Origin of the sequence: Stenotrophomonas sp. S49 (assembly GCF_016624905.1) — a bacterium.
Taxonomy (GTDB): Bacteria; Pseudomonadota; Gammaproteobacteria; order Xanthomonadales; family Xanthomonadaceae; genus Stenotrophomonas.
This window is the reverse complement of sequence record NZ_JACVUD010000006.1, coordinates 47519-67607: the sequence shown is the minus strand read 5'-3', so window position 1 is coordinate 67607 and position 20089 is coordinate 47519. Positions and strand designations below refer to the sequence as shown.

General features: G+C 68.3%; 18 protein-coding genes and 2 riboswitches. Of the genes, 9 read left to right on the top strand and 9 right to left on the bottom strand.

The annotated features are described in order from the left end of the window. Window positions 1–37: 37 nt before the first annotated feature. The 5 genes from IAE58_RS02500 (at window position 38) to IAE58_RS02480 (ending at window position 5982) form a co-directional block, all read left to right on the top strand. Window positions 38–967 (top strand): RDD family protein, encoded by a 930-nt coding sequence (locus tag IAE58_RS02500; protein ID WP_108750314.1) that lies wholly within the window; start codon window positions 38–40, stop codon window positions 965–967. 215 nt (window positions 968–1182) lie between these two features. Beyond that, entirely contained in the window at window positions 1183–3660 is a 2478-nt protein-coding gene (locus IAE58_RS02495; RefSeq protein ID WP_199933427.1) for a DNA topoisomerase I, read from the top strand. 71 nt (window positions 3661–3731) lie between these two features. Further along, a complete protein-coding gene (locus IAE58_RS02490) occupies window positions 3732–4322 on the top strand; it encodes a Sua5/YciO/YrdC/YwlC family protein (RefSeq protein ID WP_199933428.1) in 591 nt (196 codons plus the stop codon). Window positions 4323–4365: 43 nt separating this feature from the next. Beyond that, window positions 4366–5061 carry a DUF4124 domain-containing protein gene (locus IAE58_RS02485; RefSeq protein ID WP_199933429.1) on the top strand — a complete coding sequence of 232 codons (696 nt, stop codon included), beginning with the start codon at window positions 4366–4368 and terminating at the stop codon, window positions 5059–5061. A 189-nt stretch (window positions 5062–5250) separates the two neighbouring features. After that, window positions 5251–5982 carry a hypothetical protein gene (locus IAE58_RS02480; RefSeq protein ID WP_199933430.1) on the top strand — a complete coding sequence of 244 codons (732 nt, stop codon included), beginning with the start codon at window positions 5251–5253 and terminating at the stop codon, window positions 5980–5982. 79 nt (window positions 5983–6061) lie between these two features. Here the strand turns inward: IAE58_RS02480 and IAE58_RS02475 are convergent, their stop codons facing one another. Next, a complete protein-coding gene (locus IAE58_RS02475; protein ID WP_199933431.1) occupies window positions 6062–6838 on the bottom strand; it encodes an SDR family oxidoreductase in 777 nt (258 codons plus the stop codon). Between the two features lie 109 nt (window positions 6839–6947). On the opposite strand from IAE58_RS02475, the gene IAE58_RS02470 reads away from it, so the two are divergent. Continuing rightward, window positions 6948–7154, top strand: a complete 207-nt coding sequence (locus IAE58_RS02470; protein ID WP_108750309.1) for a hypothetical protein — start codon at window positions 6948–6950, stop codon at window positions 7152–7154. Between the two features lie 51 nt (window positions 7155–7205). Here the strand turns inward: IAE58_RS02470 and sppA are convergent, their stop codons facing one another. The 4 genes from sppA to IAE58_RS02450 form a co-directional block, all read right to left on the bottom strand. Next, window positions 7206–9128 (bottom strand): signal peptide peptidase SppA, encoded by a 1923-nt coding sequence (gene sppA / locus IAE58_RS02465; protein WP_199933432.1) that lies wholly within the window; start codon window positions 9126–9128, stop codon window positions 7206–7208. A 115-nt stretch (window positions 9129–9243) separates the two neighbouring features. Further along, entirely contained in the window at window positions 9244–10608 is a 1365-nt protein-coding gene (locus IAE58_RS02460; protein WP_108757286.1) for an MATE family efflux transporter, read from the bottom strand. Between the two features lie 223 nt (window positions 10609–10831). Continuing rightward, complete coding sequence (locus IAE58_RS02455; protein WP_199933433.1) at window positions 10832–11395, bottom strand: DUF3106 domain-containing protein; 564 nt, start codon at window positions 11393–11395, stop codon at window positions 10832–10834. Then, window positions 11388–12389 carry a hypothetical protein gene (locus IAE58_RS02450; protein ID WP_199933434.1) on the bottom strand — a complete coding sequence of 334 codons (1002 nt, stop codon included), beginning with the start codon at window positions 12387–12389 and terminating at the stop codon, window positions 11388–11390. Before IAE58_RS02450 ends, IAE58_RS02455 begins: the two co-directional genes overlap by 8 nt. A gap of 413 nt (window positions 12390–12802) precedes the next feature. Between IAE58_RS02450 and IAE58_RS02445 the strand changes: the two genes are divergently transcribed. Then, window positions 12803–14980: a primosomal protein N' gene (locus IAE58_RS02445; protein WP_199933435.1), complete on the top strand. Its 2178-nt coding sequence runs from the start codon at window positions 12803–12805 to the stop codon at window positions 14978–14980. A gap of 297 nt (window positions 14981–15277) precedes the next feature. Here the strand turns inward: IAE58_RS02445 and IAE58_RS02440 are convergent, their stop codons facing one another. Then, window positions 15278–15898: a glutathione S-transferase gene (locus IAE58_RS02440; protein WP_108750303.1), complete on the bottom strand. Its 621-nt coding sequence runs from the start codon at window positions 15896–15898 to the stop codon at window positions 15278–15280. An 80-nt stretch (window positions 15899–15978) separates the two neighbouring features. Continuing rightward, window positions 15979–16758 carry an NYN domain-containing protein gene (locus IAE58_RS02435; RefSeq protein WP_199933436.1) on the bottom strand — a complete coding sequence of 260 codons (780 nt, stop codon included), beginning with the start codon at window positions 16756–16758 and terminating at the stop codon, window positions 15979–15981. A 112-nt stretch (window positions 16759–16870) separates the two neighbouring features. Here IAE58_RS02435 and IAE58_RS02430 point away from each other — a divergent pair, with 112 nt between their 5' ends. After that, window positions 16871–18148: an NAD(P)/FAD-dependent oxidoreductase gene (locus IAE58_RS02430; protein WP_108754296.1), complete on the top strand. Its 1278-nt coding sequence runs from the start codon at window positions 16871–16873 to the stop codon at window positions 18146–18148. Between the two features lie 71 nt (window positions 18149–18219). Here the strand turns inward: IAE58_RS02430 and IAE58_RS02425 are convergent, their stop codons facing one another. Together IAE58_RS02425 and IAE58_RS02420 are read right to left on the bottom strand one after the other, a co-directional pair. Further along, a complete protein-coding gene (locus tag IAE58_RS02425) occupies window positions 18220–18651 on the bottom strand; it encodes a nuclear transport factor 2 family protein (RefSeq protein WP_199933437.1) in 432 nt (143 codons plus the stop codon). A gap of 72 nt (window positions 18652–18723) precedes the next feature. Beyond that, the gene (locus tag IAE58_RS02420; protein ID WP_199933438.1) at window positions 18724–18990 is read right to left on the bottom strand and encodes a GIY-YIG nuclease family protein; all 267 of its coding nucleotides are present in this window, start codon (window positions 18988–18990) and stop codon (window positions 18724–18726) included. A 41-nt stretch (window positions 18991–19031) separates the two neighbouring features. Then, window positions 19032–19121: riboswitch (glycine riboswitch) on the top strand. 13 nt (window positions 19122–19134) lie between these two features. Beyond that, window positions 19135–19238, top strand: a riboswitch (glycine riboswitch). A gap of 84 nt (window positions 19239–19322) precedes the next feature. Between IAE58_RS02420 and IAE58_RS02415 the strand changes: the two genes are divergently transcribed. Then, on the top strand, window positions 19323–19940 hold the full coding sequence (locus IAE58_RS02415; protein WP_199933439.1) for a trimeric intracellular cation channel family protein: 618 nt from the start codon (window positions 19323–19325) through the stop codon (window positions 19938–19940). Window positions 19941–20089: the final 149 nt, after the last annotated feature.

Below are 20089 nucleotides of genomic sequence, written 5' to 3'. Positions count from 1 at the left end.
CCTCCACAACCAAGGACGACCCAACAGGGGACATGCAATGACCGAGTGGTACTACGCAGAAGGACAGCAGCGGCAGGGGCCGCTGCCGGTAGCCGAGATCCGCCAGCGCTTCCAGCGCGGCCAGCTGACCCTGGACACCCTGGTCTGGCGCGAGGGCATGGGCCAATGGGCCGCCCTGCGCCAGGTGGTGGACGAGCTGGGCCTGCAGACCCTGGCAGACGCCAGTACGGCCACCGCCAGTGGCGGTTTCGACCTGCGTAGCGACTACGCGGCCATCGACAACGGCACCGCGCCGCTGCCCGGCACCGGCGTGCTCAGCAGCTCGCCCTATGCCGCCCCCGGCGCGGGCGGTGGCGACTACAGCCAGCCCGTACAGGGCGGCGAAATCGTCTATGCCGGTTTCTGGAAGCGCTTTGCCGCCTACCTGATCGACTACTTCGTGCTGCTGATCCCCAGCTGGATCGTCGGCGCGATCCTGGGCGTGGGCATCGGCGCCGGCATGGGCGCGGCCGGCAGCGGCGGCACGGCGGCCGAAGTGACCGCGCAGCTGGTCAGCGGCCTGGCCGGCCTGGTCATTTCCCTGGCCTACTACGGCTGGTTCCACGCTTCGCGCGGCGGCGCCACCCTGGGCAAGATGGCCATCGGCATCAAGGTGGTGCGCGGCAACGGCGAACGCCTGACCCTGGGCCGCAGTATCGGCCGCTACTTCGCCACCATCCTCAGCAGCCTGACCCTGATGATCGGCTACCTGATGGCCGCCTTCACCGACCGCAAGCAGGCCCTGCACGACCTGATCTGCGACACCGTGGTGGTGGACCGCTGGGCCTTCAGCGACCAGCCGCACCTGCAGCGCCACGAGCTGGGCACGGTGACCGTGGTGGTGCTGGTGATCGGCGGCCTGCTGATGCTGGCCGGCTTTGCGGTGATGATCTTCGCCATCGGCATGATCGCCAAGATGGCCGGCTGACCGGCCCTGCCCGGGCGGCCTGCAGGCGGCGGTCATCACGCCGCGCTGCTTGACACCGGCCGCCCCGACATGATTCCTCTAATAAGCAAACCTGAACGCCCGGCACACTACCGGGCGTTCAGTTTATGGAATTTCCCGTGGCCGCTTCACTAATGCGGCCGTTTGCTCCACCCTAGCGGCCCCTTCCCCCGGTCCGCCCACAGACCTATCCCGACATGCCCAAGCACCTGCTCATCGTCGAATCGCCGGCCAAGGCCAAGACGATCAACAAATACCTCGGCAAGGATTACACCGTCCTGGCCTCGTATGGGCATGTGCGCGACCTGATTCCGAAGGAAGGCGCGGTCGACCCGGACAACGGGTTCGCCATGCACTACGACGTGATCGACAAGAACGAAAAGCACGTCGATGCCATCGCCAAGGCTGCCAAGGGCGCCGATGACATCCTGCTGGCGACCGACCCGGATCGCGAGGGTGAGGCGATCAGCTGGCATATTGCCGAGATCCTGAAGGAACGCGGGCTGGTCAAGGACAAGCCGATGCAGCGCGTGGTGTTCACCGAGATCACTCCGCGCGCCATCAAGGAAGCGATCAACCAGCCGCGCGCCATCGCCAGTGACCTGGTGGATGCGCAGCAGGCGCGCCGCGCGCTGGATTACCTGGTCGGTTTCAACCTGTCGCCGGTGCTGTGGCGCAAGGTGCAGCGCGGCCTGTCCGCCGGCCGCGTGCAGAGCCCGGCGCTGCGCATGATCGTCGAGCGCGAGGAAGAGATCGAAGCCTTCATCGCCCGCGAATACTGGTCCATCGGCGCCGAGTGCGCGCACCCGTCGCAGCACTTCAACGCCAAGCTGATCAAGCTGGACGGGCAGAAGTTCGAACAGTTCACCGTGACCGACGGCGACACCGCCGAGGCCGCGCGCCTGCGCATCCAGCAGGCCGCGCAGGGTGCGCTGCACGTGACCGACGTGGCGAGCAAGGAGCGCAAGCGCCGCCCGGCCCCGCCGTTCACCACCTCCACCCTGCAGCAGGAAGCCTCGCGCAAGCTCGGCTTCACCACCCGCAAGACCATGCAGGTGGCGCAGAAGCTGTATGAAGGCGTGGCCATCGGCGACGAAGGCACCGTCGGCCTGATTTCCTACATGCGTACCGACTCGGTGAACCTGTCGCAGGATGCGCTGGCCGAGATCCGCGACGTGATCGCCCGGGATTACGGCATCGCCTCGCTGCCCGACCAGCCCAACACCTACCAGACCAAGTCGAAGAACGCCCAGGAAGCGCACGAAGCAGTGCGCCCGACCTCGGCCCTGCGCACGCCGGCCCAGGTGTCGCGCTTCCTGACCGACGACGAGCGCAAGCTGTACGAGCTGATCTGGAAGCGTGCGGTGGCCTGCCAGATGATTCCGGCCACGCTCAACACCGTCAGCGTGGACCTGTCCGCCGGCAGCGAGCACGTGTTCCGCGCCAGCGGCACCACCGTGGTGGTGCCCGGCTTCCTGGCCGTGTACGAGGAAGGCAAGGACAACAAGAGCGCCGAGGACGAGGACGAAGGCCGCAAGCTGCCGGCGATGAAGCCCGGCGACCGCATCCCGCTGGAACGCATCCTGGCCGAACAGCATTTCACCCAGCCGCCGCCGCGCTACACCGAAGCGGCGCTGGTGAAGGCGCTGGAAGAGTACGGCATCGGCCGTCCCTCGACCTACGCCTCGATTATCCAGACCCTGCTGTTCCGCAAGTACGTGGAAATGGAAGGCCGCAGCTTCCGCCCGTCCGACGTCGGCCGTGCGGTGTCCAAGTTCCTGTCCAGCCACTTCACGCAGTACGTGGACTACGACTTCACCGCCAAGCTAGAGGACGAGCTCGACGCCGTCTCGCGCGGCGAGGAAGAGTGGATTCCGCTGATGGCCCGCTTCTGGGAGCCGTTCAAGGAACTGGTGGAAGACAAGAAGGAATCGGTCGATCGCGCCGAGGCCAGTGGCGCGCGCGAGCTCGGCACCGACCCCAAGACCGGCAAGCCGGTGAGCGTGCGCCTGGGCCGTTTCGGGCCGTATGCGGCCATCGGCAGCACCGCCGAGGACGCCGAGGAGAAGCCCAAGTTCGCCTCGCTGCGCCCCGGCCAGTCGATGCACACCATTTCCCTGGAAGACGCGCTGGAACTGTTCCTGATGCCGCGCGCGCTGGGTGAGGACAAGGGCGAACCGGTCAGCGTCGGCATCGGCCGCTTCGGGCCGTTCGCCAAGCGCGGCAGCACCTATGCCTCGCTGAAGAAGGAAGACGACCCTTACACCATCGACCTGGCCCGCGCCGTGTTCCTGGTGGAAGAGAAGGAAGAGATCGCGCGCAACCGGATCATCAAGGAATTCGAGGGCAGCGACATCCAGGTGCTGAACGGCCGCTTCGGCCCGTACATCAGCGACGGCAAGATGAACGGCAAGATCCCCAAGGATCGCGAGCCGACCTCGCTGACCCTGGCCGAAGTGCAGCAGCTGATGGAAGAAACCGGCAAGCCGGTGCGCAAGGGCTTCGGCGCCAAGAAGGCCGCGGCGAAGAAAGCCCCGGCAAAGAAGGCGGCGGTGAAGAAGGAAGCCGTACCGAAGAAGGCCGCTGCAAAGAAGGCCCCGGCGAAGAAGGCCCCTGCCAAAAAGGCGGCCAAGAAGGCGGCCAAGAAGGCCACCAAGAAAGCAGTGAAGAAGTAGATCCGCGCCATGCGTGGATGATGTGCAGAGAGGTGGCAGGTTCCACCCCATCTGCACGCAGCGGGGGGATAATGAACCCCCACGCCGGCCCGGTTGCCGCCATGAAAGAACTCACTCTGGACTCCGCTGTCGCCACCCTGCGTGCCGGCGGCGTGATTGCCTACCCCACCGAAGCGGTCTGGGGGCTGGGCTGCGACCCGGCGCACGAGGCCGCCGTACACATGGTGCTGCGCCTGAAGCAGCGCCCGATCGAGAAAGGCATGATCCTGGTCGCCGCCGATCTGGCCCAGCTGCAGGGCTGGGTACGGCTGGACGCCCTGCCCGACGCACGGCAGCGCGCGGTGCTGGCCAGCTGGCCCGGCGCCAACACCTGGATCCTGCCGGCCGGGGCGCGTGCCCAGCCGTGGATCACCGGTGAACACAGCGGCATTGCCGTGCGCATCAGCGCGCACCCGCTGGTGGCCGCGTTGTGCCAGGCCTGGGGTGGCCCGCTGGTGTCCACCAGCGCCAACCTGGCCGGCGAACCGCCCGCGCGTACCCGCCAAGAGCTGGACCCGCGCCTGCTGCGCCTGCTGGACGGCGTGCTGGACGGCGAGACCGGCGGGCTGGCCCAGCCCACCCCGATCCGGGACGCACTCAGTGGCAAAGTGCTGCGTTCCTGAGCCGATGATTGCAGCGGCGCCCGGCTTGGCGCACGCTGCGCACATGCACCTGCTGCGTTCCACCCTGTGCCTGGCCCTGCTGCTGCCGCTGAGCGCGCTGGCAGCCGATGACGTGCGCATCTATCGCTGCGTGGGCAGTAACGGTGCCGTCGCCCTGCAGGACAAGCCGTGCAGCAGCGGCCGCCAGGAAGTGCGCGACATGCAGCGCCCCAAGAACCCGCCCGCGCGCGTGGTCAGCACCGAGGCCACGCCGCAGGAGCGCACCGATACCCCCGCCCTGCGCGAGCGCGAAGTGCGCCATGTGTACGTGCAGCCGCCACAGCCGATGTACGAATGCGTGGCCGAGGATGGCAGCCGCTATACCAGCGACAGCAACGAGGGCAACCCGCGCTGGGTGACGGTGTGGGGCAACGTCTGGTATCCGCGTGGCCGGCCCGGCCCTGGCTACAGCCCGCACCCCGGCCCGCGCCCGGCCGCGGGCAACAGCATCGGCCCACCGATCGGCGGCACCGTGCCCGACCGGCGCCCGCCACCGGTCGGCTTCAGCCTGCCGGCCGGCAACGTGCTGGTGCGCGATACCTGCACCCCGTTGCCCGCGCAGGAAGTCTGCTCACGCCTGCGCGATCGGCGCTGGGAGCTGGACCGCCGCTACAACAGCGCTCTGCAGAGCGAACGCACGGCCATCACCACCGAACAGCGTGGCATTGACGCGCGCCTGGGCCGCGACTGCGGCGGCTGAACCGCCTCGCGCCGGTGCCCTACGGCCAACCAAGGTTGGCCACTACCAGGGCCCTGCTCTGGTAGCTGCCCACCTTGGTGGGCAGTCGCGGCAGCGACATGCCGTGCGGCCAACCAAGGTTGGCCACTACCAAGGGACCCTGCTCTGGTAGCTGCCCACCTTGGTGGGCAGTCGCTGTAGGCTGCTCGCATGAAGAAACTGTTCTGGCTTTCCCTGTGCCTGCTGCCCACCGCAGCCGCGGCCGAGGCACAGGCGATCTATCGCTGCACCGGCAGCAGCGACGTTCCGACCGTGCAGCGCGTACCCTGCGCGGACGGCCTGCGGCAGGAAATCGTGCGTCTTCCCGGGTCCACGCCTGCGGCGCCCGCACCGCCAGCCGAGCCACCACCCTCGCCGTCGCTGCCCAGCGCACCGCCCGCGGCCGAGCCTGCCCCAACAGCCACACCCGCAGCGGAACCGGCACAGGCCGGCGAAGAACGCATCATCAGCGAAGCGCGCATGGTCGAGCGCCCCGATGACAACCTGATCCTGGACAGCGCGCAGCTGCCCCGGGCAGGCGCGCAGGCGCAGGCCGACGGCAATGCGCCGCCGAAGCCGCCGCTGCCGCCCATTTTCCAGTGCACCGATGCCCAGGGCGGCGGTTACCTGCACGAATACGAGGCCGCACCGGGCCGTTGCGAACTGCTGCAGGTGCAGGGGCTGGGCGGGGTCACCCCGGCCAATGCGGCCAGCTGTGAAGTGGTGACCGACCGCTGCAGCGAAGTCAGTGAAGCGCAGCGCTGCGGCAGTTGGCAGCAGCGCTTCCGCAACGCACGCGGTCGCGAGCGCTTCGCCACGCCGGACAACCGCGATGCCGCACGGAGCGAACGCGAGCGGCTGCAGGCAGTGCTGGTGGCGAGTGATTGCGCCGTGCCTGAGTGAACATCCGCCGGGCATGGCCCGGCGCTACCGGGGGTCAGAGCCCTTTCCGTTGGAAAGGGATCCGACCCCGGCGAATCCATCAGAACCCGTAGCGCAGGAAGCCGCCGTCCACGGCGATGCATTCGCCGGTGACATAGCTCGATGCCGGCAGGCACAGGAAGCCCACTGCGGCGGCCACTTCTTCCGGTTCGCCAATGCGGCCCATGGGCGTGCGCGCGATCACTTCTTCGTAGTAATCGGGGTCGGACAGTGGCCCGGACGTGCGGCGCGTGCGGATGTACCACGGCGCCACCGCGTTCACCCGGATACCGTCTTCGGCCCACTCCACCGCCAGGTTGCGGGTCATCTGGTGCATGGCCGCCTTGGTCATGCCATAGACCACGCCACTGCGCACGTGGGTCAGGCCGGAAACACTGCCGACGTTGACGATGGACGACGCCGCATGCCGCGCCAGCAGCGGGTGCGCATAGCGCGAAAGCTCGAACGCGGAAAACAGGTTGGTTTCGAAGATGCCGCGCCACTCGTCTTCGGAATACTCGGTGGCCGCCTTGGTGATGTTGCCGCCGGCGTTGTTCACCAGGATGTGCAGGCCGTCGCTGTGGTCTTCCACCCAGTCCAGGATCTGCCGGCGGTCTTCGTCGTCGGACACATCGGCCGCCAGCGCATGCACCTGCATCTGCGGGTACACATCCAGCAGTTCGTCGCGGGCGGTTTCCAGCATGTCGATGTCGCGGCCCACGATCATCAGGTCGGCGCCGAAACCGGCCAGTTCATGGGCGATGGCCAGGCCGATACCGGCGCTGGCGCCGGTGATGAGCGCGGTCTGCCCGTCCAGGCGCCATCGTTGCTGGGTCATGTGTCCTCCGGGCCGCAGCCGCTGTATTTCGATGCGCAAAGGATACGCGTCACAGCACGCGCCTGCCGACGATGCGACACTGCGCCATCGCCTACCCTGGAGAGCCGCGATGCGTCTGCTGATTCCACTGTGCCTGTCGGCTGCGCTGCTGGCCGGTTGCCAGCGCCCTGCCCCACCCAACCCTGAAAAGCCGCCGGAGCCGCAGGCGCTGGCCAAGGCGATCAACCAGCCGCTGGACCGCGCCAAGGGCGTGCAGCAGACGGTAGACGAGGGCGCCGAACGCGAGCGCCAGGCCGAGGCTGACGCGACGCGGTAATGGGTGGGGTCAGAGCCCTTTTCTGCGCAAAGGGATCTGACCCCGGTCTGCTTAGAATCCGCAGAAGCAGTACGCCAGTGCCTTCACCGGGGCGCCGTTGCCCTTCTCGCGGGCGGCGTTTTCGACGAAGCGCAGCTGCGTGTCCACTTCCGGCATCGTGCGTGCCAGCATCATGCGCGCCATGCCCGAATCGGACAGCATCCAGGTGCCGGCGCGGCTGCCAGCGAAACCGCTGACGAACTGCGCGAACGGCGTGGCGGCCTTTTCGATGTAGCGCACGCGGTACTTGTCGGCGTTGCCGAGCTTGGCGCGGCCGGCGGCATCGGCCACCGCATCCTTCAGGCCACCGAACGCATCGACCAGACCGCGCTCCTTGGCCTGGGCACCGCTCCACACGCGGCCACGGGCCACTTCATCGATGGCTTCCACCGGCTTCTTGCGCGCTTCGGCCACACGGCCGGTGAAATCGGCATAGCCCTTGTTGATGACCGACTGGATCACCTGGCCCACCGCCGGGTCCATTTCGCGGGTGACATCGAACGCGCCGGCGAAGCGCGTGGTGCCCACGCCATCGGTGTGCACGCCGATCTTGTCCAGCGCGCGGCTGAAGTTCGGAATCATGCCGAAGATGCCGATCGACCCGGTAATGGTGGACGGGTCGGCGTAGATGCGGTCGGCATTCATGCTTATCCAGTAACCACCGGACGCCGCCAGGTCGCCCATCGACACCACCACCGGCTTGCCGGCGGCCTGCAGGGCCACCACTTCGCGGCGGATCTGCTCGGAGGCGAACACTTCACCGCCGGGCGAATCCACGCGCAGCACCACGGCCTTCACGTGTTCGTCGTCGCGCGCGGCGCGCAGCAGCGCCGAGGTCGATTCGCCACCGATGCGGCCGGCCGGCAGGTCGCCGCCGCTGATCTCGCCCGAGGCCACCACCACGGCCACCTGCGGACGGCTGTCCACCGGGTTGCGGCGCGCATCGAGCTGGGTCAGGTAGCCGCCGAAGTCGATGCTGCGGAAGCCACCGTCGGCATCTTCATCGGCCACGCCGCGGTCGATCATCAGATCCTCGAATTCTTCGCGGGTCTTCAGCGCGGTCACCAGCTTCTGCTGCAGGGCGAACTTGGCCAGGTCGCCACCGGCAGCGGCCACGCCTTCAGGCAGGGTATCGATGCCGGCGGCCAGCTGCGCCGGGTCCAGGCGGCGTGCCTTGGCGATGTCGCCCAGGTAGCGCTGCCAGACATCGTTCATCCAGAACAGATCAGCTTCCTTGGACGCCGGCGATGCGGCATCCAGCACGTAGGGTTCGGCGGCCGACTTGTATTCGCCCACCTTGAACAGGTGCACGTCCACGCCCAGCTTGTCCTGCAGGCCGGTGCGGAAATACTGGCGGTAGCGGCCCAGGCCCTCCAGCACGACCGAACCCATCGGGTCCAGGTAGACCTCGTCGGCCTGCGCGGCCAGCAGGTACTGCGACTGCCCCATGCTCTGGCTGAAGGCCACCACCTGCTTGCCCGACGCGCGCAGGTCCTGCAGCGCGGCGGCCACTTCACGCAGCGAGGCGAAGCCGGACGGCTGCAGCTTGTCCAGTTCCAGCACCACGCGTTCGATCTTCTTGTCGTCCTTGGCCGCTTCAATGGCCCGGATCAGATCGCGCAGCTGCACTTCCTCGGCGCTGTTGTCGCCCACGGCCTTGGCCAGCGCGCGGCTGACCGGATCGGCGCTGAACTGCTCGACCAGCCGACCTTCCGGCGCGATCACCAGAGTGGTGCGGTCCTGCAGCGATTTGCTGGCACCGGCGCCCATGCCGGCGGCGACGATGAACATCACCACGAACAGCAGCAACAGGCCGAAGAACACCAGGTTCAGGATCAGCCGGCGGGTGAAATTCATCACGTCCCACAGCCCGATGAAGAAACTGGCGACGGGGTTGCGACGTGCCGGGGGCAGCGGGGGCACGGTTTGGTTCATGGAGCGCTCCGGATGGCTTCTTGCCGTGGTAGCAGCATAGCCGGTGCCGTGTGAGGCGGCATCGGACACAAGTCAGGGGATCGCCCGTCACGGTCTGCGGTGACGGGCGCGAGGATCATTCCAGGGCCGACTGGCCAATGCGCAAGCTGCTGCGGCGCAGCCGCCAGCCCATCAGGATGGCCGCGGCGGTCAGGCCGACGATCAGGCCGATCCACATGCCCTGCGGGCCCATGCCCAGGCCCAGGCCGAGCCCGGCGCCGAGCGGCATGCCCAGGCCCCAGTACGCGAACATGGCGATGAACATCGGCACGCGGGTGTCCTTCAGGCCACGCAGCGCACCGGCCGACAGCACCTGGATGCCATCGGGGAACTGGAACGTAGCCGCGTACAGCAGCAGGGTGGATGCCAGCCCGGCCACGGCCAGATCGTTGGTATAGACCCCGACGATGGCATCGTGGCCGAACAGCAGCACCGCCGCCGACAGGGTCTGGGTACCCATGATGATGGCGTAGCCCGCCCAGGCCGCGCGGCGCACGCCGAAGCCATCGCCACGGCCGACCGCATGGCCGACACGCACGGTGGTCGCTTCGGCCACGCCCATCGGGATCATGAAGCACAGCTGCGCCACGTTGATCGCGATCTGGTGCGCGGCCGCCTCGTTGGCGCCCAGGCGACCGATCAGCAGGGCAGTGACGATGAACAGACCGCCTTCCATCAGCACGGTGATGCCGATCGGCAGTCCGGTGCGCAGCAGGTCCCAGATCGCCGCCGGGCGCGGGCCTTCGAAGTGCGAGAACAGCTGCAGGTGGGCGAAGCGCTTGGTGAACCACAGGTAGGTGGCGAAGGCGATGGCCTGCAGCCACATCATCACCGCCGAGGCGATGCCCAGCCCTTCGGCGCCCATTTCCGGGAAGCCCAGCTTGCCGTTGGCCAGCACGTAGCCCATCGGCGCCAGCACCAGCAGGCCACCGAAGCCGAGCAGCATGGTCGGCAGGGTCCAGTGCATGCCCTCGCTGAGATAGCGCATGCAGAAATACAGAGTGAGCGCCGGCCCGCCCCAGCGCACCGCATGCAGGAAGGCGGTGGCCCCCGGCACGATGTCCGGGGCGATGCCGAAGGCCGGCAGCAGCGGCGGCACCAGGGTCAGGAAGGCGAACATGATCAGCCCCAGGCCCAGCGCCAGCCACAGGGCCTGGCGGAACAGCGGGCCGATCTCGCGCTCGCGGCCGGCGCCGTGCAGCTGCGACACCGAGGCGGTGAGCGAGATCAGGGTGCCGATCGGAATCAGCATGGGCAGCCACAGCAGCGCGGTGCCGATGGTGACCGCCGCCAGCGTGGCGGTGGCGTGGTGGCCGGCAATGACGTTGTCGACGAAGGAGATCAGGCCGGTGGAGACATGGCCCAGCACCAACGGCAGGGCAAGCAGACCGGTCGCGCCGACTTCCTTGCTGAAGCGCGGCGTGGAGGTTGCGGTAGACATGGAAGTACAGAACGCCAACTACGGTTGCGCGCGAAGGGCACAGGCACCGGGTTGCGGGCCGCCATCTTACGGCCAAACGGCCTGGCATGGGCGCGAACGTCGGCTGGGTACGGGCGACGGGGTAGAGTCGACCGTTGGTCGACTGCTCTTCATTCGGGCCGCGCGAAAACCCCCGCCCATTCCCCATCAGATCCCCGCCGATTCCGAGGCGAATCCCCCGACGCTACTGCCCGGCCTGGCGCTTCAGCCAACCGTCACGCTCGGCCGCCGGCAGGGCCAGGAACGCGCTGCGCACCGCATCGCGTTCCTGCGGCGGCGTGCGCTGCGCCACCAAGGTCAATTGCGACAATTGTGCAGGGCTGAGCTCGCGCAGCACGGCCAGCGCAGCTTCGCGCTGGTCCGGCGGCACGAAGCCGAACAGGCCGTGCAGCTTGGGGAACTGCTGGCCCAGCTGCGGGCCCAGCCGCCAGCCCTCGCGGAAGGCCTGGTCCTGCGCCTGGAACTGTTCGCGCAGCTGCTGTTGCTGGGCGGCCGGCAGGGCGGCAAAGCGCGAAGCGGCCACGCGGATGCGCTCACGCTCACCTTCCGGCAGCGCGCGCCAGGCCGCGTAATCGGCCCGGCGTTGGCGCTGGGCGGCCACATCCAGATGGGCGAAGCCGGCCGGCGATGCAGCATCGACCGCGCTGGCCGGCACCGCCGTGGGTGGCGGCAGGTTCAGGGCATTCGGCGCGGCGGCGGCGCACAGCGGCAGGGCCAGCAGCAGGCCGGCCAGCAGGAACTTATTCATCGGCAGCAGAGGTTTCCAGCGCGGCACCCACCGGCTCGGGGTGGGTCGGTTTGGGTTCGGATTCATCCACCGGCAGCGGACCACCGGCGGCACTCCAGGCATACAGATCGGCGTCGGCCACCAGCGGGTAGTCACGGTCGGCCAGCATCGCGGCATCTTCGGCGGCGTGGCTGTCGACCGCAGCCGATCCCTGCACGTCGGACGGCGGCAGCGATTCCACCGTTACCGGGCCCGCCTCGCCCACCACGCCTTCCGGCAGCGGGGCATCGCTGGCCGTGCGCAGGCCCTGCCAGTGCCTCCAGCCCAGCGCGGCCGCCAACAGCACGGCAACGGTGGCCAGCAGGATCAGCGGGCCGCGCCAGCGCGGGCGCGCATTCGGGCGGCGGCGCTTGCCGGCCGCCGGCGTGCGGTCGTCGCGTTCGGGCGCGCGCCAGCCGGGGGTCGGGCTCTGCGTGCTGCTGCCCGGTGCAGCCGGCTGCTGCAACTGCTGCAGGCGCTTGGCCGGCAGGTCGCGGATGCGCAGCTGCACCTGCTCGGCCAGGCCGCGCCAGGCGGCGGCATCGGGCTGGCCGTTGGCATCGCGGGGGCAGGCCGCGGCCAGCAGCTGCTGGTAGCCGTTCTCGTCGGTGTCCAGCACCCGCGTAGCAATGCCTTCGTCCAGGCTGCCGCCCACCCGCAGCAGCAGGGCCAGGCGCGGCACGGGGGCCATGTCGCCCAGTGCGGCCAGCGACGGCGGCCACTGCCCGGCGGACGGCTCACGCAGGGCCTGGCGCTGGCCCAGCAGGGTCCAGAAGCGGGTGGGCCACTGTGCCATGGGCAGGTCGCTGGCCACGGCGGCGAAGGCACGCATGACCGCCACCAGGGTCTGCTCGGCACGGGCGGGGTCGCCGCACTGCAGCTCGGCAACCACCAGCGCGCGGCGCTCGACGCCACGCAGGAACGCCGACAGCGCGCCGGCCGCGGTCGAGGAAACAGGGGCGGGCACAGCCGTCATCGGTTACTCCAAAGGTCTGCCGGCATGATAGCGGCAGGCCCTTGGCCGCCGGCAGGGCTTGCGCCCATGGGCACTTCGTGCTGCAGGTTGTGCACAGCATCAAGACCTGACTTGGGACGACCGGCATGGAGGCGTGAATTCAGCGTGTTTCAGCAATGTTTCACACCGATGTTGTTGATATTCAAGAAATTTTTTATGTGGCTATTTTTTGACCAACGCAACCGTGAGGCCGTCGCCATCGGCTTCCCGGGTCATCGTCGACGGGTAACGCACAAACTTATCCACAGAAGATGTGGATAAGACTGAATCTCTAATAGCCGCCTGCATTTAGGTGACATTTATGAATGCCACGACGCGTCGCGGCAGCGCGGCAACCTGCCATTCGGGCGCGCATGGGCCGTTAAACTGCGTCCATGCCCGCACTGATTCCGACCCTGCAGGTCGCGCTGCCCGTTCCCCTGCCCCGCCTGTTCGACTACCTGGCCCCTGACGGCCAGGCGCCAGCCGATGCGCGGGGCTGCCGGCTGAAGGTGCCCTTCGGCAACCGTGAACTGGTGGGCATGGTGGCTGGCCTGGGCCAGACAGAGGACACGCAGGGGCTGCGCCAGGCGCTGGCCTGGGTGGACCCGGAACCGCTGCTGCAGGGCGAGCTGTGGCACAGCCTGCAATGGCTGGCCCGCTACACCCACGCGCCCTTGGGCGAAGTGGTCAGCACCGCCCTGCCCGGCCCGCTGCGGCACGGCGAGCCACTGCCCGACACCCATCACTGGGGCTGGCAGCTGACCGACGACGGCCGCACCCAGCGCGACAAACTTCGCGCCGGCAGCCGGCCGCGGCAGCTGGCCGAACACCTGGCCGAGGCCGTGGTGGACGAAGACGTGCTGGGCGCCCGCATGCCGGATTGGCGCACGGCGGCCCGCAGCCTGGCCAAGCGCGGCCTGGCCGAGCGGGTAGCGCTGGCCGTGGCCCCGCGCCACGCGCACCCGTTGCCCGGCCCGACATTGAACCCCGACCAGGCCGAGGCCGTGGCTGCGATCACCGCAGCCGATGGCTTCCAGCCGTTCCTGCTGGATGGGGTGACCGGCAGCGGCAAGACCGAGGTTTACCTGCAGGCCATCATCCATTGCCTGGCGCAGGGCCGGCAGGCGCTGGTGCTGGTGCCGGAAATCGGCCTGACCCCGCAGACCCTGGCGCGCTTCCGTGGCCGCCTGGGCATTCCGGTGCATGCGCTGCATTCGGGGCTGAACGACAACGAACGCGCACGCGTGTGGGCGGCTGCATCGCGCGGCGAAGCACGGGTGATCGTCGGCACCCGTTCGGCCGTGTTCACGCCGCTGCCGCAGGCCGGTCTGTTGATCGTGGACGAGGAACACGACGGCAGCTACAAGCAGCAGGACGGCATCCGCTACCACGCGCGCGACTTCGCCCTGGTGCGGGCCAAGGCCCTGGGCATTCCCGTGCTGCTGGGCAGCGCCACACCGTCACTGGAAACCCTGCACAACACCTACGCCGGCCGCTACGCGCACCTGCGCCTGAAGCAGCGTGCCGGCGATGCACGGCCACCGCGCGTGCGCATCCTGGATGTGCGCAAGCGGCCGCTGCGCGATGGCTTGAGCGACGAAGTGCTGGCCGGCATCGGCGAACACCTGCAGCGCGGCCAGCAGGTGCTGGTGTTCAAGAACCGCCGCGGCTACGCGCCGGTGCTGCTGTGCCACGACTGCGGCTGGACCGCGCCGTGCCAACGCTGCGATGCGCCGATGACCGTACATGGCGGCGGGCGCCGCCTGCAGTGCCACCACTGCGGCGCACGCCAGCCGGCGCCGCTGGCCTGCCCGGCCTGTGCCAGCCTGGCCCTGCAGCCGCAGGGTATTGGTACCGAGCGGCTGGAAGAACATCTGGTGAGCGCCTTCGCCGACTACCCCGTGGTGCGCATCGACCGCGGCACCACCGCACGCCGCGATGCGCTGGAACAACAGTTGGCGAAACTGGGGGACCAGCCTGGCATCCTGGTCGGCACGCAGATCCTTGCCAAGGGCCACGACCTGCCCAAGCTGACCCTGGTGGTGGTGGTGGGCATCGACGAAGGGCTGTTCTCCGCCGACTTCCGCGCCAGCGAGAAGCTGGCCCAGCAGTTGATCCAGGTGGCCGGCCGTGCCGGACGCGCGCGCGATCCCGGCGAGGTCTGGCTGCAGACGCATCACCCGGGCCATCCGCTGCTGGAAACCCTGGTGAACGGTGGCTACCACCCCTTCGCGCAGGCCGAACTGAACCAGCGCCAGGCCGCCGGCTTCCCGCCCTTCGCGCACCTGGCACTGATGCGTGCCGAGGCGCAGCAGGTCGAACATGCCAACGCCTTCCTGCTGGCCGCGCGGCACCTGCTGGGCGAACAGAACGTGGTGGAAGCGTACGGGCCGATGCCGGCGCCGATGCCGCGCCGTGCCGGTTACCAGCGCACGCAGTTGCTGTTGTCGGCGCCGCAGCGGCCGCCCCTGCATGGGGTACTGGCGCAGCTGGTGCCGCAACTGTACGCGCTGCCGGAGGCACGCAAGGTGCGCTGGTCGCTGGATGTGGACCCGACGGATCTGTATTGAGCGGTGCGGGGTGCCTCCGCCGGGCATGGCCCGGCGCTACCGCGGTGCCCGCCGGTGTAGGGTCGGAGCCCAATCATCGCGCTTACCGCCGTTGGTAGAGTCGAGCTTGCTCGACTGTACGTAGCACCGCAGTAGATCCACGCCGCGCGTGGATGCCGCTCTTCTGTAGAGTCGAGCCACGCTCGACTGCTGTTGATCCAGCGCCAAGCGCAGTCGAGCAAGCTCGACTCTACCCCCGCGCGCAGCGGGGGTCGGAGCTCAACCGTCGGGTGGGATCCGACCCCGGGCAACGCGCGCTCAGGTCAGCGGCGACATCACGCCGCGCTGGTACGCCGGGCGCTCGCGCAGTCGCGCGTACCACTGCGCCACGTGCGGCAGGTCCGGGCGCTGGATCGGCAGTTCGAACCAGGCATAGACCAGCGATCCCAGCGGGATGTCGCCCATCGCGAAGCGGTCGCCGGACAGCCACGGCTGCTTGGCCAAGGTGGCATCGGCCATGGCGAGGTACTCGCCGGCACGGACGATGGCCGCATTGATGCGTGCTTCGTCGCGGTCGGCCGGGGCGGTGCGCATGATGCCCCAGATCAGTTCGGAGTACAGCGGCGCCATGCGCGAGGTGCTCCAGTCCATCCACTTCTCGGCCTGGGCCCGTTCCATCGCGTCTTCGGCATACAGCGTGCCCAGCGCGTAGCGCGCGCTCAGGTAGCGCACGATGGTGTTCGATTCCCACAGCGGCAGGCCGTGGTCTTCGATCACGGGCACCAGGCTGTTGGGGTTCATTGCCAGGTATTCGGCCGACTGCGTGCCGCCGTGGCTGCCGCCCACTTCGATGGATTCATACGGCAGCCCGATTTCCTCGGCACACCACAGCACCTTGCGGACGTTGCTGGAATTGCGGCGGCCCCAGATCTTCAACATGCGTTTGTTCCTTGCCTGCAGGGGTGCGCCACGCTGGCGCGGAGCCGCTACGATACGCCGATCAAACGCGCCGTGCTGCGCTACCGGTTCTTCTTCGGCAACGCGCGCACATAGGACGATTTTCCGTCTTTCTTCAGCTCGAACAGACCGATCGCCGCCAGCAGATCGCTGAGCTTTCCATAACCATAGTTGCGCGGGTCGAACGAAGCCTGGTTGCCGATCTGGCTGCCCACCGGCCCCAGGTGCGACCAACCATCTTCGCCTTCGGCCGACGACACCGCGCGGCGCAGCATCTTCACCAGGCGGGTATCACTGCGCATTTCGGCGCCGCTCTTGCGCGGGCGGGCTTCATCGCTGGCGGCCTGATCGCTGGCGGCCCGCTCCACGTCGGGCGCGTCGGCATCGGGCACGCTGGCATGCGCCTGGCCCAGGGCTTCCAGATAGGTGAACTTGGAACAGGCGTTGACGAAGGGCTCGGGCGTCTTCTTTTCGCCGAAGCCATAGACCTTCACCCCGTCGGTCAGCAGGCGCATGACCATGGGGGTGAAGTCGGCATCGCTGGACACGATGGCGAAGCCGTCCAGGTTGCGTGCGTACAGCAGGTCCATGGCATCGATCACCATGGCCATGTCCGAGGCGTTCTTGCCCTTGCTGTAGGCGAACTGCTGGATGGGGCGGATGGCGTACTCGTGCAGCACCGCCTCCCAGCCCTTCAAGCGCGGGCTCTTCCAGTTGCCGTAGGCGCGGCGCACGTTGGCCACGCCATGGCGGGCCACTTCGGCCAGCACTTCATCAATCTTCGATGCTGGCGCGTTGTCGGCGTCGATCAGCAGGGCAATGCGCTTTTCCGGTTCGGACATGGGTTCCTCGGCGAAGGGGCTGCGGCCTGAACCGAGTATCGCCGATCCCGTTGGGCGGGCATGTGACGTGCGATGATGCCGGGCGACATCCATCCCCCTCCGGAGTACGTCGATGAGCCGCGAACCAGTCCCCCACCTGGTCATCATCGGCGGCGGTTTCGCGGGCCTCTGGGCCACCCGTGCCCTGGCGCGCGAACGGATCAGGATCACCCTGGTCGACCGCCGCAACCACCACCTGTTCCAACCCCTGCTGTACCAGGTCGCCACCGCGGGCCTGTCCGCACCCGATATCGCCGCGCCGCTGCGGCATATCCTGGGCCACCAGCGCAACGTGGAAGTGCGCCTGGGCGAAGTGGTGGGCATCGAAAAACAGGCCCGTCAGATCACCCTGGCCGACGGCAGCACACTGGGCTATGACAGCCTGTTGCTGGCCACCGGCGCCACCCATGCCTACTTCGGCAACGACCAGTGGGCCGCCGATGCGCCGGGCCTGAAGACGCTGGACGATGCAATCGCCCTGCGCCGCAAGCTGCTGCTGGCGTTCGAGCGTGCCGAAGCCGAACCGGACCCTGAAAAAAAGGCTGCCTGGCTGAGCTTCGCCGTGGTGGGGGGGGGGCCCACCGGTGTGGAACTGGCCGGTACGCTGGCCGAGATTGCCCGCCACACCCTGCGCAACGAGTTCCGCCATATCGACCCGGCCAGCGCCAAGGTGCGGCTGGTGGAAGCCGGCCCGCGCGTGCTGTCCTCGTTCCCGGAAGTGCTTTCGCTGAAGGCACGCCGGCAGCTGGAAAAGCTGGGCGTGGAAGTACTGACCGGCACCCCGGTCAGTGATATCGACAGCCAGGGGTTCAAGCTGGGCGACCAGTTCGTGCCTGCGCGCACGGTGGTGTGGGCCGCTGGCGTGGCCGCCTCACCGCTGGCAAAGACCCTGGACGTACCGCTGGACCGCGCCGGCCGGGTGCAGGTGCAGCCGGACCTGACCCTGCCCGGCCACCCCGAGCTGTTCGTGGCCGGCGATCTGGCCGCCGTCAGCCAGGCCGATGGCCGCCCCGTGCCCGGCGTGGCACCGGCCGCCAAGCAGATGGGCAAGCACGTGGCCGAAACCATCCGCGCGCGCCTGCACGGCAAGACCGAGCCGGGAGCGTTCAAGTACGCCGACTACGGCAACCTGGCCACCATCGGCCGCATGGCCGCGATCGTGCACCTGGGCAAGCTGCAGCTGTCAGGCATCCTGGCCTGGTGGTTCTGGCTGGCCGCGCACGTGTTCTTCCTGATCGGCTTCCGCAACCGCATCGTGGTGCTGTTGAACTGGGCCGTGGCGTATTGGAGCTACCAGCGCAGCGCGCGCATCATCTTCGGTGACGACCAGGACGACCGGCGCCCCAAATAGCGAGCGGGAAAGCGGGGTCGGATCCCTTTCCGCAGGAAAGGGCTCTGACCCCATCCACGCATGGCGTGGATCTACTCCGCCTTCGGCTTGGGATACCACAGCGCGTTGACGATGACCCAGCGCTGGTCGAAACGGCCCATGTGGAAGTAGTCGACGAACCACGGGGTTTCCAACCGCACCGCGGCCGCATTGCCGGTCACATCGAGCACCGCGCAGCGGCGGTCCCACTGCTCCTTCGGCGTCTTCAGTGCGCCCTGCCGGGTCAGCGAAACCAGTTCTTCCTTGGACATCCGGCGCAGGCTCAGGCGTTCGTCGGGCGTATCGCCCAGCACGGCGCGCTTGGCCAGGTCCGGATGCAGCGCGCGGGCGACACGCTGCGGGTCGCCCTCCAGTTGCCCGTCCACGTAGTCATGGCAGGTCGCTTCGATGGCCGCGAGGGTGGCGGGGTCGGCGGTGGGGCTGGTGGCTGCAGCGACAGCGAACAACAGGGCAACGGTGGACATGGGTGTCTCCAGCGCTGGGCGTGTGGCGATGGTGGCATGGTTGGGGGGCGCCCATCCACGCATGGCCTGGATCTACTGGATCGCAGCCTGCAGCCAGGCCAGCTTGCGTTCGCGCGGCTGCTGCTTGAGCTGCCATTCGGCGCGCGAGGCGGCCGCGCGGTCGGGGTACTCGCGCACGGCCAGGATCTGCAGCGGCGGACGCGCCCGGGTATAGCGCGCACCCTTGCCGGCCTGGTGGGCGGCAAAACGGGCCGCCACGTCGGTGCTGATGCCGGCGTAGTAACTGCCGTCGCGGCATTCAAGCAGGTACAGGAACCACGGGCGGGGGGACGGGGCCATGCCGCCGATTATGCCGTGCTGCACTGCAGCGGATATACTGGCGCCCGAATGCAGGAGAGAGGCGCCACGCTGGCGCCCGCCGAAGGCGCAGGCTCCCATGATCGCTCAGGCCGGTGGGCTGGAATACCACCAACCATGCATTCGACACGCCGAGCTGGAGAGAGGTCGCCGGGCACGCCCGCCGCGATCCGCCGAAGGGGCACGCGGTTCATCCCGCTGAACTCTCAGGCAAAAGGACAGCGGGAGCGGCACCGGTCATCGTCATTCCGTCATTGCGCAGGCAGTGGCGGTGTATGCGCATGGCCGGCCCCACCGCGCCCGGAGCCTGACCCATGCTGCTGTCCATCATCTACCTGATCGCCATTTCCGCCGAAGCCATGACCGGCGCCCTGTCTGCGGGCCGCCGCCGTATGGATCTGTTCGGCGTGGTCATGATTGCCTGTGTGACTGCCCTCGGCGGCGGTTCGCTGCGCGACATCCTGCTGGGGCATTACCCGCTGGGCTGGGTGAAGCATCCGGAGTACCTGGCCTTCACCGTGTGTGCGGCGCTGATCGCCACCTGGGTGGCGCGCTGGATGCACCACTTCCGCCGCACCTTCCTGGTGCTTGATGGCCTGGGTCTGATCGCCTTCACCCTGATTGGTTGCTCCATCGCGCGCGAGGCCGGCCACGCGACGCCGATCGTGCTGATTGCCGGCATGCTGACCGGCGCCTTCGGTGGCGTGCTGCGCGACATCCTCTGCAACGAAGTGCCGCTGATCTTCCAGAAGGAGCTGTACGCGATCATCTCGCTGCTGACCGGTGCGGTGTATCTGCTGTTGCTGCACTGGGGCGTGGCCGATGCTACGGCGATCCTGTGCTGCCTGGGCGGTGGCTTCGCGGTGCGCCTGCTGGCGATTCATTACCGCTGGGAAATGCCCAAGTTCGTGTACCACGACGAAATGCATTGAGCCGTTTGTAGAGTCGAGCTTGCTCGACTGCCGTGCTTCGTAGAGTCGAGCTTGCTCGACTGCTCCCGGCAAAAGCAGTCGAGCAAGCTCGACTCTACGAATCCAGGCCACGTCAAGCAGCCCCGAACGCCGCACGAAACCAGGCCACG